This window comes from Ralstonia sp. UBA689 (assembly GCF_002298975.1).
In the GTDB taxonomy this organism is placed as follows: domain Bacteria; phylum Pseudomonadota; class Gammaproteobacteria; order Burkholderiales; family Burkholderiaceae; genus Ralstonia.
Genome location: NZ_DBMV01000042.1, coordinates 1 through 15200 on the forward strand (window position 1 = coordinate 1; position 15200 = coordinate 15200).

Below are 15200 nucleotides of genomic sequence, written 5' to 3' on the forward strand. Positions count from 1 at the left end.
GCTTTAGCCGCTTAACCTGTGCAGGTTTCGCTGGGCCATTACATCTCCCTCGCTGACTGGCGCCTTCGGACCCATCCAAGCCTCGTCGGAATTTGCAGGATTGCCGCATCAATATGCGGGATTCCTGCAACTGCGGCAACGCCCTTTGGGTCGCAAAGCCTTATCCTGAAAGGACTGGGAGGGTTGTTCAGGACCGACTATTTACAACATTGAAAACATTGCCCCTCGACCGTGGGGAGCGTCCGCTTCTCGCCCAATGACACAATCGCCCAAACACCGGACACTGCAGGCTGACGGCAGTCGAACAACGCATTGCAGACCCAGACGGGGGAACCTCATGCAGGGAAGTTGGATTGCAATCTCGGTGGCGCGAGCCCGCGCGCACGCGCTGTACGGCGTGCGGGGCTGGCTGATCACGCTGTTGTGGCTGACGACGCTGCCGGTGTTGGCGATGGTGCTCGGGATGACTGCGGCGTTCATGCTGCGGGTGACGGGCGGCGAATGGGTGCACCCACTGCTGGTGCTGCCGTGGCTGGTCTGCCCGCTGGTGCTGGTGGCGTTGGCGTTCTTGCGCGTGCGCTGGTTTCCGGTGCTCTGGTTCGCGTACTGCCTGTTCCAGTTGCCGATCGCGTTTTACATCGGGTCATTGATCCTGGAGTGGCTGGCGCAAGCATCCAGCCACGCGGCCGGAAAACTGCCGGTCGTGTTGTTGTTTGCGCTACAGGTGCTGACGCCCTTCGTGACGATGGCGTACATCGTGCGCTCGCGCCGCGTGCGGGTCACCTATCGGCACCAGGTTCGTTTTAGCGATCCGGCGGCCGCGCCGGCTGTGTTCGATCGGCCCGATCCGAACGAAACGCCAACCGATGCCACCGACCATGCGCGCGAGCGGGCCGCGTTGCGCCGCGTGGCGCAGGAGCTGAGTTCCGGCGTGCTCGATACGCAAACCTGGATGCAGATCGTGCGCGATTACGCCGATACCACCGATAGCGAGCGCACGGCTGCCTATGTGCGTGCCCGCATGGCCGAGCTGTGCCCGCCGGCGCATGTTCACCCGCCGTTGCTGCGCACGCTTGCATCCGCTGTGGGTGCGTTGCTGGTGAGCGTGGTGGCAACGGCGCTTCTGGCGGCGGTGGTGATCGCACTGGCGCGTTGGCTGCCTGGCGCCACCATCGAACGTCTCGCGATCGTGATTGTGCTGGTGTTGTTGCTCTGCTGGCTGGCCGGCCTTGCTGCCGGCGCACGCTTCCTGCGCCGCGTCGCTTAGCGACTGGCGGTCGGCAGCGTGGCGGGTTGGTTCCCGGGGCGGCTCCAGTCTCCGCCCATGGCTTTGACCAGGAACACGCTGGTCGTCAGTTGCTGCCCCAGGATCTGCACGGCCGTGCGCTGGTTGTTCAACAGCGACTGCTGCGCGGTGATCACGTCCAGCGAGGTTGCAAGCCCGCCCTCGTAACGCACGCTGGCAATGTCGTAGACCTTGCGGGCGCTGTCCACGGCCGCGCGTGCTTGGCTTGCGGCGCGGTTCAGCGATTGCAGCCCAGCCAATCCGTCTTCCACTTCCTGCAACGCGCCCAGCACCGTCTGCCGATAGTTGGCGATGGCGCCCTGGTAGCCCGCGTTGGCAAAGTCCACCCGCGCCCGCGTGCGGCCTGCGTCGAACACTGTCTGAGCGATCTGCGTGCCGAACGACCACAGCAACGTTGGCGCCGAAAACAGCAGGGCGAAATCGCGGCTTTCCCAGCCGGCGCCACCGCCCAGCAAGACGCTCGGGAAGAAGGCGGCGCGCGCCGCACCGACCTGTGCGTTGGCAGCGGCCGCGCCGCGCTCGGCGGCGGCCACGTCGGGGCGGCGTTCGATCACGTCGGACGGTAGCGCCACCGGAATCGCGGGCGGCGCGCCGGTCAGCGGCACAGGGTCGAGATGGAAGGCGGGGGCGGGTGTACCAACCAAGGTGGCCAACGCATGCTCGTACTGCGCGCGTTGCTTGACCAGCAGCTCGGCCTGCGTGGCGGTGCTGTCGACCAGCGCCTGCTGCTGCGCGAGGTCCAGCCCCGAGGCCACACCGTCCTGATGGCGCGAGCGCACGAAATCGAGCGCCTTGTGCTGCAGGGCCAGGCCTTCCTGCACAACAGCGATCTCCGCATCGGTCTCGCGCAGGTTGTACCAGGTGGTGGCCACCTGCGCGGCCAGCAGCAGCCGGAAGTTCTCGAGGTTGGCGGCAGCCTGTTGTTCGCTGGCGCTGGCGTTGGCGACGGTGTTGCGCACGCGGCCGAACAGGTCGGCTTCATAGCTGACGTCGGCGCGCAGCACGAAGTCGTTCTGCACGGTCGACATGGTCGGGCTGCTGTATGACGAGAGCGGCCGGTCTGCCGACGTGCGCAGGCGCGCATCGTTGCTGCTGGCGGTGACGGTTGGCAGCAGGCTCGCGCGTGCCACACGCGTGAGTGCCTGCGCCTGCTCCAGGTTGGTCAGCGCGACCTTGAGCGACTGGTTCTCGCGCAGTGCCTGCTCGACCAGCTTGTCGAGCTGCGGATCATTGAAGCGTTGCCACCAGGGGCCCTTGGGCGCATCGTCCGCGGGTTGCGCGGCGCGCCAGGGTGCCTCGGCCTGCCAGTGCGCGGGGAGGTCCATGGCGGGGCGTTCATACGTCGGCGCCAGCGAGCAGCCCGCGAGCGCCACGGCCACGGACGCCGCCAGCGCGGTCGCTTGCAGCCGGCTCATGACGCGTGCGGCGCGGAAGCCGCCGGAGCCGACGCGGGTGCCACGACCGTGACCGCCTCGCCCTGCGCGATGGAGTCGGCCGGGTTCAGGATCAGCGCATCGCTGGCGTTCAAGCCGGAGACGACTTCCACCGTGCGGCCGAAGTCCCGGCCGATGGCGACGGGGCGCAGGTCGACATGGCCGTTCTCGGCCACGGCAACGCGCGGGCCTTCCTTGCGGAAGAGCAACGCGTTGGTCGGCACGATGAAGGCGGCCTGTGCGTCGTCACCCTTCGCTGCCTTGCCGGCAATGGCCACCTGCACGTACGCACCCGGCATCAGGCGGCCATCTTTGTTGGGCAGTTGCACTTCCACCTGCATGGTGCGCGTGGTCGTATCGATGGCGCCGGACGCGCGCGCGATGGTGCCGTGGAAGGTTTGCCCCGGCAGTTCGGCCAGCGTGACGGCCACGTCCTGGCCCACCTTCACCTGCTGCGAATACGCTTGCGGCACGTACAGGTAGATGCGCAGCGGATCGGTCTGTGCGAGCGCAAACAGCTCGCGGTTGGCGCCCGCGTTGCCGGCGTTGACCAGCGTGCCGACGTCGACATTGCGCTTGGTGACCACGCCTGCAAACGGCGCCACCACGCGGCGGAAGCCTTGCAGCTCCTGCAGGCGGCGCACGTTGGCCTCGGCGGCGGCCAGGTCCGCCTGGGCCTGGTTGGCGGCACTGGTGCGCTCGTCCAATTCCTGTTGCGAGACGGCGTCTTTCTGGCGCAGGTTCTGCCAGCGCTGCATCGACGTTTGTGCCAATGCACGGCGTGCGGCGGCCTGATTGCGCGCAGCCTGGGCCTGGTTCAGTTCCTGATCGACTTCCGGCGTGTCGAGCAGAGCCAGCGCTTCGCCTTTCTCAACATGCACGCCGATGTCCTTGAACCAGCGCAGCACGTAGCCGTTGGTGCGTGCGTAGATCGGCGACTCCACAAAGCCCTGCAGCGTGCCGGGCAGCGTCAGTTCGCGGCTGGCGCTGGCGGGTTTGGGCGCGATGGTGTTGACGTAGCGGCTGCTCTGCGCGCTGACCTGCTGCTCCAGCGCGTGCGCGTTGTAGTGGCGGCTGACCAGTGTGCGCGCGGCGCCCAGCGCCAGCACCACGGCCATGGCGATGACGACCCAGCGGGCACGCCGCATGGCGTGGCCACGGTCCACCGGCTCAATCGGATCGACCGTCACGACATGATGCGGCGGGCCGTCCGCCATGTGCCCTGAATGGGCACCGGATGTTTGCTCAGACATGTCCTTCGCTTCCCCGTAATGCTGGTCCAGTACCACGCCGGGCGGCGCGCCGCTGCAATCTGTTGTGCACGCTGGCAAACACCACCGGAACAAAGAAAAGAGTCGAAACCGTGGCGAACAGCAGACCGCCGATCACCGCACGGCCAAGCGGCGCGTTTTGCTCGGCGCCTTCGCCCAGGCCCAGCGCCATTGGCACCATGCCGATGATCATCGCCAGAGCCGTCATCAGCACCGGGCGCAGGCGTGTGGCGCCGGCTTCCAGCGCGGCCTGCACTGGTGCGATGCCCTCAGCCAAGCGCTCACGCGCAAACGAGATCAGCAGGATCGAGTTGGCTGTCGCAACGCCCATCGTCATGATCGCGCCGGTCAAGGACGGCACCGAAAGCGTGGTCGCCGTCACGAAGAGCATCCACGCAATGCCCGCCAGCGCCGCCGGCAGGGCCGTCACGATGATGAGCGGGTCGATCCACGACTGGAAGTTCACGACGATCAGCAGGTACACCAGCACGATGGCCATCACCAGCCCCACGCCCAGGCCCACGAACGACGATTCCATGGTCTGCACCTGGCCGCGAATCGTCACCTGCGCGCCGCGCGGCAGCTTGGGACGGATGTCATCGACGGCCTTCTGGACTTCCTTGGCGACGGCGCCCAGGTCGCGCCCCTGCACCGAGGCGTACACATCCACCACCGGCGTGATGTTGTAGTGCGAGACCACCTGCGGTTGCACGCCGGGGCTCACCTGCACCAGGTTGCCCAGCAGTTGCGGACCGCCTGCCTGCGCCGCGCCACCACGTGCGCCAGCCACCGGCGTGCGCAGCAACGCGTCGAGCGAATCGACACGGTACTGCGGGCTCGTCACTGCCACTTGGTACACCACGCCGTTGATCGGGTTCAGCCAGAACGTGGGCGCAGTCTGGAAGCTGGAACTGAGCGACACGAGCAGGTTCTGCGCCACGTCGCGACCTTCCAGGCCGACCTGCTGGATGCGCGTGCGGTCCATGTTCAGAGCGAGCGTTGGCTGGTCGAAGCGCTGGTGCACGTGCGTATCCACCGCGCCCGGAATCTGTTTGATGCGGTTGGCCAGAATGCCCGCGAGTTGCTTGTTGGTCGCCACATCCGCGCCCGAGAACTGCACGTCAATCGCGGAAGGCAACCCGAAGTTCAGGATCTGGCTGACGATGTCTGCCGGCTGAAACGCAAATTCCACGCCCGGAAAGCGCTTGGGCAGTTCTTCGCGCAGGCGGCGCACGTAATCGGCGCTGGGCTTGCGTTCCCCCTCGCGCAGGGCGATCAGGATTTCGCCGTCCAGCGTGCCGATCGTGCCGGCGTTGCTGTACGACAGGTTGATGCCAGAGTTCGGCACGCCCAGGTTGTCGAGGATGGTGGAGAGTTCCTTCCTGGGAATGATCTCGCGGATGGCGCCTTCCACCTCATCGGCCAGGCGCGCGGTCTCCTCGATGCGCAGGCCGGACGGCGCGCGCATGTGCAGGCGGATCTGCCCGGCATCCACATCGGGGAAGAAATCGCGGCCCAGCGCCAGGTAGAGCGCGCACGACGCCACGCAGAAGCCTAGGAACGACAGCGCAAACACGCGGCGGCGCTCCAGCAGCCCGCCCAGAATGGCCGCGTAGTTGCCGCGCATGTGCTCGAACCGTGTGTTGAACGCCTCGTAGATGCGGCGCATCGGGCCGGGCTTCTTTGCGTCTTCGGTGTGGCCGGTCATGAGCATCATCACCAGCGTGGGCACCAGCGTGCGCGAGAGCACGTACGACGCCAGCATGGCAAAGATCACCGCTTCGGCCATGGGCACGAACAGATAGCGTGCCACGCCCGTGAGGAAGAACATCGGCACGAACACGATGCAGATGCATAGCGTGGAGACGAAGGCCGGAACGGCAATCTCTGCCGCGCCGTCCAGGATGGCCGTCACCGGCTCCTTGCCCTCGTGCAGATGACGCTCGATGTTCTCGATGGTGACGGTGGCGTCATCCACCAGAATCCCCACGGCGAGCGCCAGGCCGCCGAGCGTCATCAGGTTGATGGTTTCGCCCAGCAGGTGCAGCGCGATGATCGACGACAGGATCGACAGCGGAATCGACACGGCAATGATTGCTGTGCTGCGCCAATTGCCCAAAAACAGCAGGATCATGGCGGCGGTCAGGCACGCGGCGATGATCGCCTCGCGGATCACCCCCTCGATGGCCGCCTTGACGAACAACGACTGGTCGAACAGCGGCGTGATCTTGATGTCTTGCGGCAGCGCGGCAGCGGCCGTGGGCAGCAGCTTGTAGATGTTGCTGACGATGTCCAGCGTCGATGCACCGCCGTTTTTCAGGATCGACAGCAGCACGCCGCGCTGGCCGTCCTGGCGCACCACGTTGGTTTGCGGCGAAAAGCCGTCGCGCACGTTGGCCACATCGCCCAGGTAGAGCGTGGCGCCGTTGCTGGTCTTGACCGGAATGGCGTTGAGCGCGGCGATGCTGCCCGGCGTGCCGTTGAGCGTGACGCCGTATTCGGTGGCGTCGATCTTTTGCGTGCCGGCCGGCAGGATCAGGTTTTGCGCGCCCACCGCGTTGACGATGTCCACCGGTGTCAGACCCTGCGCCAGCAGCTTCTGCGTGTCGAGGTCCACCGTGATCTGGCGGCTCTTGCCGCCATATGGAAACGGCACGGCGATGCCCGGCACGGTAATCAGGCGTGGGCGCAGGAAGTTCAGCGTCGCGTCATTGAGCTCCTGCTCCGACAACGTGTTGCTCGACAGCCCGAGTTGCAGGATCGGGATGCTCGAAGCGGAATACTTGATGATCAGCGGCGGTGTCGTCCCCGGCGGCAGTTGCCGCACCTGTGCCTGAGACACCGACACGATCTGTGCCAGTGCCGTCTGGATGTTGGCGTTGGGCTGGAAGAAGACCTTGACGATCGAGATGCCGCCCAGCGACTGCGACTCGATGTGCTCGATGTCGTTGACGGTGGTCGTCAGGCTGCGCTCCGTGACGGAGACGATGCGGTCGGCCATCTCCTTGGCGGGCAGGCCGTTGTAGTTCCAGATGATGCTGACGACCGGAATGTCGATTTCCGGGAAGATGTCCGTTGGCGTACGCATAAGCGTAAACGGCGTGGCCAGCAGGATCAGCAGCGCCAGGACGATGAAGGTCAGCGGCCTTCGCAGCGCGAGTTGGACAATCCACATGGAGGCGTTTCAGAACCGCGAAGCGTTGACGGGGGCGAAGACCGCTCGAACGGCGGCGACCAGCCATTCTATCGCCGGGGGGGGGCGATCAGAATGTTCCTATGATCAGGCTTTATTACATTGCATAACGGCGGTTGCCGGGGCAACTGAAGAGTGGCGTCCGGCAAGGAGCGCCACGGCCAGTATGACCGGGCTTTGAGCGCGATGCTCGCCATTACGCGCCGCCTTGCCGCAAGCGCGCCCCAAATCGCGCGATAATGCCAAGCTTTCCCGCATTTCCTGCACTCCTTCACGCCCCGCCCGCCATGACTGGACTCACCACCGCCCTCCTGCACGCCGACCGCGAAGCCGGCGTCGAGCACTACGCCGTCCATAAGCCGCTGCATACCTCCACCACCTACGGCTACGGCGATACGCGCGAGCTGATCGAGGTGTTCCAGGGCAAGCCCGGCTACACCTATGCGCGCCAAGGCAACCCGACCACCGCTGCGCTCGAAGCCAAGATCACGATGATGGAAGACGGCCTGGCGACTTCGTGTTTTGCCACGGGCATGGCCGGCATCATGGCGGTGTTTTCGACGATGTTGCGCGCGGGTGATCACGTGGTCTCCAGTGCCTTCCTGTTCGGCAACACCAACAGCGTGTTCGAGACGTTGCGCAACCTGGGCGTGGAAGTGACGTTCGTCGATGCCACGTCTGCCCAGGCGGTGGCCGATGCGGTGCAGCCGAACACGCGCCTCGTCTTTGTGGAAACCATCGCCAACCCGCGCACGCAGGTGGCAGACCTCAAGGGCATCGGCGCCCTTTGCAAGGCGCGTGGCCTGCTGTACGTGGTCGACAGCACGATGACCTCGCCATGGCTGTTCCGCGGGCGCGATGCGCAGGCGAGCCTGGTGGTGCATTCGTTGTCCAAGTACATCGGCGGGCACGGTAACGCGCTGGGCGGTGCGGTGGTGGATACCGGCCTGTTCGACTGGACGACGTATCCGAACATCTACCCGGCATACCGCAAGGCCAAGCCGGAAATGCAGGGCATTCTGCAGATCCGCAAGAAGGGCCTGCGCGACCAGGGCGCGACCTTGATTGCCGACGCCGCGCATCGCATTGCCGTGGGTGCCGAAACGATGGCCCTGCGCATCGACCGCACCTGCAGCAACGCGCTGGCGCTGGCCCGCACGCTGGCCGCGCACCCCAAGGTGGCACGCGTGTACTACCCCGGCCTCCCGGAGCATCCCGAGCACGCCCGTGCCACCGAGCTGTTCCGCCATTACGGTGGCCTGCTGAGCTTCGAACTGGTAGACGGAGCGGATTACGTCGACATGCTCAACCGCCTGCGCTACGCCGTGCGCGCCACCCACCTGGGCGACACGCGCACGCTGGTGATTCCAGTCGCGCCGACCATCTATTGGGAAATGGGCGCCGAGCGCCGCGCCTCCATGGGCATTGCCGATTCGCTGGTGCGTGTGTCGGTCGGCATTGAGGATGAAGCTGATCTGCTGGCGGACTTTACGCAGGCGCTGGACGCTATTGCCGTCGCCTGACGGTCAGCGGAAGAACAGCTCACGCATGCCGAAGGTGTGATTGGCTTCCGCCGCCATCAGCACCATCAGCACCAGCAAGACCAGGGGCGGCATCAGGATGGCGTATACCAGCGCCAGCCGCTCCCACATCATGTGCATGAACACTGATACGATCAGGCCTGCCTTGGCGATCATCAGCACGATGATCAGCGTCCAGCGCATCAGGCCCTGCACCCGGAAGTAGTCCACCAGATACGACAGCGTGCTGAGCACGAACAGCAGGCCCCAGATCTTCAGATAGATGCCGATGGGGTGTTGTTGTCCATGCGTGGATTCGGTCTGGTCCATGGCATGCCTCACCACAAGTAGAACAACGCAAAGATGAACACCCAGACGAGATCGACGAAGTGCCAGTACAGGCCCGCGATCTCGACGATCTGGAAGTTGCCGTGTTCGGTAAAGCCCGGCTGCAGGATCTTGCGCGCGATCAGCAGCAGGTAGATCACGCCGCACGTCACGTGAAAGCCGTGGAAGCCCGTGATCATGAAGAAGCACGCGCCAAACTGCGCCGCGCCCAGCGGGTTGCCCCACGGGCGCACGCCTTCGAACACGATCAGCTTGGTCCACTCAAACGCCTGCAAGGAGACGAAGGTCGCGCCCAGCAGTGCGGTAGCCAGCATGAGTGTGGCGGCGCGTTTGGCGTTGCGCCGGTAGCCGAAGTTGACGGCCATCGCCATGGTGCCGCTGCTGCTGATGAGCACGAAGGTCATGATGGCGATCAGCAGCAACGGCACATCAACGCCGCCGATCTTCATGCCGAACACCTCGGCGGTGTTGGGCCAGGGCGCCGTGGTGGACATGCGCACCGTCATGTAGCCGATCAGGAAGCTGCTGAAGATGAAGGTGTCCGACAGCAGGAAGATCCACATCATGGCCTTGCCCCACGGCACCTGGAAGGCTTCGCGGTCGGCCGACCAGTCGTTGACGATGCCGTGCCAGCCTTGGGGTAGGGCTTCGGTGGAGTCAGTGGGCAAGGTGGGCGTGCTCATGGCGTGGCTCCATACAACGGCCCGCAGATGGCGGAAACGAACGCGGGGGTGATCCACCACATCACCGCCAGCAGCACAAGCCACACGGCCAGCAGGAAGTGCCAGTACGTCGCGCACAGCGTTACGGCATGGTGGGCGCTGCCAGGGTGGCTGCGCAGGCGCGCCATCGTCACTGCCCAGGCGGCCAGGCCGCCGATCACGTGCAGCGCGTGCAGGCCGGTGAAGACATACAGGAAACTGTTCGACGGATTGATGGCGACGCCTTGTCCGCTGGCCGACAGTTGCTGCCACGCCGTCCATTGGCCGATCACGAACAGCGCTGCGAGGGCGCCGCCTGCCAGCAACCATGGCGTGCGGCGCGCGTCTGCCCGCCGTGCAGTCTCCATCGCCACGCTCGCCAGCATCAGCACGCCGGTGTTCCACCACAGCAGTGTCGGGTGCGGGACTGGCATCCAGTCTGTCTCCCGCATGCGCATCGCATAGGCCAGGATCAGCAGCGAGAACAGCGCCGTCGCCACGGCCATGAAGACGCGCAGTCCGATGCGCCCGGCGTTGGGCAGCACGGGCGGCGCATCGGGAACGAAATGGCGGGGCAGGGTGGTCATGCGCGTACCCCGCCGGCGTGGAGGGTGTCAGCCCCTGTCTCGGGCGTGCCAGACGGCGGCTCATTCTGCGGCACGAAGTCGTCGGCGCGATCGGGCGGGCTGTACTCATAGGCCCAACGATAGACCACCGGCAGCGTCGGCCCCCAGTTGCCGTGCACGGGCGGCGTCTGCGGGGTCTGCCATTCGAGTGTCGTGGCGTGCCACGGGTTGCTGCCGGCCTTCTTGCCGCGCACGAGGCTCCACGCCAGGTTGAAGAGGAACAGCAACTGCGCCACGCCCACGATGATGGCGATGACGGTGATGAACGCATTCAGCGTCTGCGCGGAGGGCGGGATGAAGCTGTAACCCTCATATGCGTAATACCGGCGCGGCATGCCCAGCACGCCCAGGTAGTGCATCGGGAAGTAGATCAGGTACGTGCCGATGAAGGTGATCCAGAAATGCGCACGGCCCAGCGTGTCGTTCAGCATGCGGCCCGTCACCTTGGGATACCAGTGATAGAGCCCGCCGAACACCACCAGGATCGGCGACACGCCCATCACCATGTGGAAGTGCGCGACCACGAAGTACGTGTTGGATAGCGGAATGTCCACGCTCACATTGCCGAGAAAAAGCCCGGTCAGACCGCCGATCACAAACGTGCTGATGAACCCGATGGCAAACAGCATCGGCACGGTCAGGTGGATGTCGCCGCGCCACAGCGTGAGCACCCAGTTGTAGACCTTGAGCGCGGTCGGGATGGCGATGATGAGCGTGGTGGTGGCAAAGAAGAAACCGAAGTACGGGTTCATGCCCGACACGAACATGTGGTGCGCCCAGACGACGAACGACAACACACCGATGATGAGGATGGCCCACACCATCATCCGGTAGCCGAAGATGTTCTTGCGCGCGTGCGTGCTGATGAGGTCTGACACGATGCCGAAGGCCGGCAGCGCGACGATGTACACCTCCGGATGCCCGAAGAACCAGAACAGGTGCTGGAACAGCAGCGGGCTGCCGCCGGCGTGCGGCAGATGCTGCCCCATCGACACCACCGCCGGCACAAAGAAGCTGGTGCCCAGCGTCTTGTCGAGCAGCATCATGATGGCCGACACAAATAGCGCGGGAAACGCCAGCAGCGCCAGGATGGTCGCTGTAAAGATGCCCCACACCGTGAGCGGCATGCGCATGAGCGTCATGCCGCGCGTGCGCGCCTGCAGCGTGGTGGTCACATAGTTCAAGCCGCCCATGGTGGCCGCCACGATAAAGATCGCCAGTGACACCAGCATCAGCACAATGCCCCACTCCGTGCCCGGCGTGCCCGGCAGGATGGCCTGCGGCGGATACAGCGTCCAGCCCGCGCCGGTCGGCCCGCCCGGCACGAAAAAGCTCGCCACCAGCACCAGCACGGCCAGCAGGTAGACCCAGTAGCTGAGCATGTTCAGAAACGGAAACACCATGTCGCGCGCGCCCAGCATCAGCGGGATCAGGTAGTTGCCGAAGCCGCCCAGGAACAGCGCCGTAAGCAGGTAGATCACCATGATCATTCCGTGCATGGTGACGAACTGGTAGTAGTGGTTGGCGTCGATAAAGGCGAACTTGCCGGGAAAGCCCAACTGCAGCCGCATCAGGTTCGATAGCACGAGCCCCACCAGCCCGATGGCGATGGCCGTGAGCGAATACTGCACCGCGATGACCTTGTGGTCTTGGCTCCAGACGTAGCGGGTCCAGAAACTCTTGGGTTCGTGGTCCTGGCCGTGGTCGGCGTGCGCGTAGGGCATGGTTTCTCCTCGCTACGGTTTTGCAGCGGTCGCCGCAGCGTCACCACTTTGCGCTTTGATGTACGCCACCAGTGCTGCGAGTTCCTGCTCGCTCAGGTCGAAGTTCGGCATGATCGGCGCGAAGCCCTTGACCACGCGCGCTTTCGGATCACGGATGAAAGCGCGCAGATAGGCTTCATCGGCCAACGCGGTCGAGCCGTCGGCCATGGTCTGCGTGGAGCCGTACAAGCCCTTCCATGTCGGGCCGACGCCGGGGCTGCCATTGACCGAGTGGCAGGCGACGCAGCCTTTCGCCTGGGCAAGCGTCTTACCCTGATCGGCCAGCGCCTGCGCGCGGCCGCCGGCCGCTGCCGGTGCGGTCTGCCCTTGTGCTCGCTGGCTTTGCTCGAAGGTGGTCTGCTGCGCCAGCCAGCGCGCAAACGCAGCCTCGTCTTCCACCACCACCACACCGCGCATGTTGGAGTGGCCAATGCCGCAAAGCTGCGCGCACAGGATGTCGTAACGCCCCGCCTTGGTGGGCGTGAACCAGAAGCTGGTGACCATGCCCGGCACCATGTTCATGCGCGCGCGAAACGGCGGCACGTAGAAGTCGTGCAGCACATCGCGCGAGCGCGCCAATACGCGGATCGGCCGATTGAGCGGCAGGTGCAGCTCAGGCGTTTCGATCAGGACGTTATCGCGCCCGTTCGGATCGGCCGGGTTGATGCCGAACGGATTATCGTTGGTGATGTAGCGCACGTCGGTCGTGCCGAGCTTGCCGCTGGGGCCGGGAAAGCGGAAGCGCCACTGCCACTGCTGGCCGAGCACCTCCATCTGCAGCGCATTGGGCGGTGGCCGTACGTAGTCGGCATAGACGAAGAGGCCGGGCGCCAGCAGCGCCGCCACGCCCACCGAGGTGATGCCGATCAGCCACCATTCCAGGCGCTTGTTGTGCGGCTCGTAGGCGGCGCGCTGGTTGGGCCGGTCATCGCGATGGCGATAGCACAGGAGGGCAGCGACGACGAAGAGGTTGATGACGATGAACAGCGCGCCGGTGATGACGATGGTGATCGTCAGCGTGTCGTCCATGCGTACCCAGTCGGAGGCGATCGGCGTGATCCACCACGGGCTGGCAAAGTGAAACCCCACCGCCAGCACGACGATCAGCACAAGCGCAATCGCAAGGGCCATGGGCACCTCCGCCGAGGAAACGCTCCTCCACACGCTAAAGCTAGGCTAGGTCGCGCTCTCGGATCGTGCAAGGCAACGGAAGGACGAGGCGCGCCCCGCGCGCGGATCGCGCCGATGCGCCGTTTGCATGCTGCGCCGCAATGCAAAACAGCCGCCTTCGGCATGTGTTGCCTAAGGCGGCCGTCTCCTGATGGCGCCGGGTGTCATGCGGCGTCGCAGGAAAAAAACGGCGCATCAGTGCATCGTTTCCTGGCTGCGCCGCTCCAGCATGCCGTATGTGATGGCGGCCACCACGCCGAACAGCAGGTTCGCCAGCAGTGGTCCGGCGCCGCGCTCAGAGGCAAACCACGGGAACACCACCGTCATGACGTAGAAGTTCCACACATACGCCACGATCCCGAAGGCTACGCCAATGGCGGCTTCCATGCCGACGCTTGAGTCGAAGTGGAAGGGCGCGATGACGGCACCCAGGATCATCCCCATGACGGCGCCCAGCACGAAGTGCAGCACCAGCGCAGTGGCCACGATGCCGTAGCTGAACAGCGACACTTGTTCGAGCGCGCCCGGGCCCATCACCATGGCTGCGATCTTGTGGGTCGGGCGCCATGGGCTTTCATTGAGCACCATGGTCGACCAGAAGAACTCCAGCACGATGACCAGCGCGCCGCCCACGATGCCGGCCACACTCGCGGCCAGCCAGTCGGGCATGCGGCGCTCCCAATGGTGCGATTGCATATGCAGTTCCATATGAACCTCCTGCTCATGTATCGACATCGGCACCCAAGCATCGGAAGCGCCACTCGCAGTGCTTCTGAGCGCCACGCGCCTGAGTGCGATCTTGCGTAACTCAGTCTGGCAGATACGGATGCCAACGCAAGGTACAAAAACCCTGCGCATCGCACAGCACGACTGCGTTCTGTTCGAAGGCCAGCATCAGGGTGTCGGCGATGGCCGGGTCATCGATAAACAGCAGCAGGCTGGGTTCGGGTGCCCACGCATTCGACGTGCCCGCAGTCCTGTTTTCCGGCGGGCCGCCTTCACCGGCCAGCCACGGCATGCCGCGTGCTATGGCCCAGGCAAGCAGCTCGGCCTGGCGCGCGGCGTTTTCTTCCACGCTCACCGCGCGCGAAAACGGCTGATACGCCGTTACGAACACGGCCCATGGCGCATCGGCCTGCGCGAGCAGTGCGGCTAAGGCCGGGTTGGCGGCATCCACGCGCAGCAGGACGTCGCCTTGCGGCGTGTCGACGCGATACCGCGCGCGGCGGTAAGCGGCTATCAACTCAGGCGTCAGGGCGGGCGGGTGACGGTGCATTGTTGCGTCGCATGGTCGCGGCCATCTGATTTGGCGCAACGTAAAAGGGCCGTGGATGTCACAGAATAGTATGCGTGTGCGCCGGCAAGAACCTGCCGCCGCAGCACGCCAACAACAACCCCTGCGAGGCTCTCGTTATGTACAAGAAGATTCTGGTGGCCGTGGACGGCAGCGAAACCAGCAAGCTGGCTCTGGCTGAAGCCGTGCGTCTGGCCAAGTCATCGGGCGGCACCGTGCGTGCCGTCTACATCGTGGACAGCCCCGCCATGCTGTTCGACGTCGGCTATTACGACCCGAGCGAACTGCGCAAATCCTTCATCCAGGCCGGCACGCAACTACTGGCCGAGACCGAAGCCGCGCTGACGAAGGACGGCGTCCCGCAGGAAACCGCCTTGGTGGAAACCGACGGTATCGGCGAGGATGTGGCCGCAGCCCTGCAGCGCGACGCCGCCAAATGGGGCGCCGAGGTGGTGGTGATCGGCACGCACGGCCGCCGCGGCCTGGCGCATGCCATGCTGGGCAGCGTGGCGGAAAAGTTCATCCGCCTGGCGACCACGCCGGTGCTGCTGGTGCGCGGCCCAGCCAAGGACTGA

13 protein-coding genes are annotated in these 15200 nt (G+C 65.2%); 3 read left to right on the forward strand and 10 right to left on the reverse strand.

The genetic code is table 11. From position 1 onward, the window contains the following. Positions 1-337 precede the first annotated feature (337 nt). Positions 338-1267: a hypothetical protein gene (locus B4F51_RS20480; protein WP_296228520.1), complete on the forward strand. Its 930-nt coding sequence runs from the start codon at positions 338-340 to the stop codon at positions 1265-1267. On the opposite strand, the gene B4F51_RS20485 is transcribed toward B4F51_RS20480, so the two are convergent. Genes B4F51_RS20485 through B4F51_RS20495 form a run of 3 tightly spaced genes read right to left on the reverse strand, consistent with a single transcriptional unit; the run spans position 1264 to position 7185 of the window. Then, a complete protein-coding gene (locus B4F51_RS20485; RefSeq protein ID WP_296228521.1) occupies positions 1264-2721 on the reverse strand; it encodes an efflux transporter outer membrane subunit in 1458 nt (485 codons plus the stop codon). The two genes, B4F51_RS20480 and B4F51_RS20485, sit on opposite strands and share 4 nt — an antisense overlap. After that, positions 2718-3992, reverse strand: a complete 1275-nt coding sequence (locus tag B4F51_RS20490) for an efflux RND transporter periplasmic adaptor subunit (protein WP_296228522.1) — start codon at positions 3990-3992, stop codon at positions 2718-2720. The genes B4F51_RS20485 and B4F51_RS20490 overlap by 4 nt, the downstream gene beginning before the upstream one ends. Beyond that, positions 3985-7185, reverse strand: coding sequence for an efflux RND transporter permease subunit (locus B4F51_RS20495; protein ID WP_296228523.1), 3201 nt, complete (start codon positions 7183-7185; stop codon positions 3985-3987). The genes B4F51_RS20490 and B4F51_RS20495 overlap by 8 nt, the downstream gene beginning before the upstream one ends. Positions 7186-7490: 305 nt before the next feature. Between B4F51_RS20495 and B4F51_RS20500 the strand changes: the two genes are divergently transcribed. After that, entirely contained in the window at positions 7491-8726 is a 1236-nt protein-coding gene (locus B4F51_RS20500; RefSeq protein ID WP_296228524.1) for a cystathionine gamma-synthase family protein, read from the forward strand. A gap of 3 nt (positions 8727-8729) precedes the next feature. Here B4F51_RS20500 and B4F51_RS20505 read toward each other — a convergent pair whose 3' ends face one another. The 7 genes from B4F51_RS20505 to B4F51_RS20535 all read right to left on the reverse strand — a co-directional run bounded on the left by B4F51_RS20505 (position 8730) and on the right by B4F51_RS20535 (position 14607). Beyond that, positions 8730-9053 (reverse strand): cytochrome C oxidase subunit IV family protein, encoded by a 324-nt coding sequence (locus B4F51_RS20505; protein ID WP_296228525.1) that lies wholly within the window; start codon positions 9051-9053, stop codon positions 8730-8732. A gap of 8 nt (positions 9054-9061) precedes the next feature. Beyond that, a complete protein-coding gene (locus B4F51_RS20510; RefSeq protein WP_296228526.1) occupies positions 9062-9754 on the reverse strand; it encodes a heme-copper oxidase subunit III family protein in 693 nt (230 codons plus the stop codon). Beyond that, complete coding sequence (locus B4F51_RS20515; protein ID WP_296228527.1) at positions 9751-10359, reverse strand: cytochrome c oxidase subunit 3; 609 nt, start codon at positions 10357-10359, stop codon at positions 9751-9753. Before B4F51_RS20515 ends, B4F51_RS20510 begins: the two co-directional genes overlap by 4 nt. Beyond that, a complete protein-coding gene (gene ctaD / locus B4F51_RS20520; RefSeq protein WP_296228528.1) occupies positions 10356-12122 on the reverse strand; it encodes a cytochrome c oxidase subunit I in 1767 nt (588 codons plus the stop codon). Before ctaD ends, B4F51_RS20515 begins: the two co-directional genes overlap by 4 nt. A gap of 12 nt (positions 12123-12134) precedes the next feature. Beyond that, on the reverse strand, positions 12135-13292 hold the full coding sequence (locus tag B4F51_RS20525) for a cytochrome c oxidase subunit II (protein ID WP_296228529.1): 1158 nt from the start codon (positions 13290-13292) through the stop codon (positions 12135-12137). A 234-nt stretch (positions 13293-13526) separates the two neighbouring features. Further along, on the reverse strand, positions 13527-14039 hold the full coding sequence (locus B4F51_RS20530) for a hypothetical protein (RefSeq protein ID WP_296228530.1): 513 nt from the start codon (positions 14037-14039) through the stop codon (positions 13527-13529). Positions 14040-14139: 100 nt separating this feature from the next. Continuing rightward, a complete protein-coding gene (locus tag B4F51_RS20535) occupies positions 14140-14607 on the reverse strand; it encodes a DUF3293 domain-containing protein (protein WP_296228531.1) in 468 nt (155 codons plus the stop codon). A 137-nt stretch (positions 14608-14744) separates the two neighbouring features. On the opposite strand from B4F51_RS20535, the gene B4F51_RS20540 reads away from it, so the two are divergent. After that, positions 14745-15200, forward strand: coding sequence for a universal stress protein (locus B4F51_RS20540; RefSeq protein ID WP_296228532.1), 456 nt, complete (start codon positions 14745-14747; stop codon positions 15198-15200).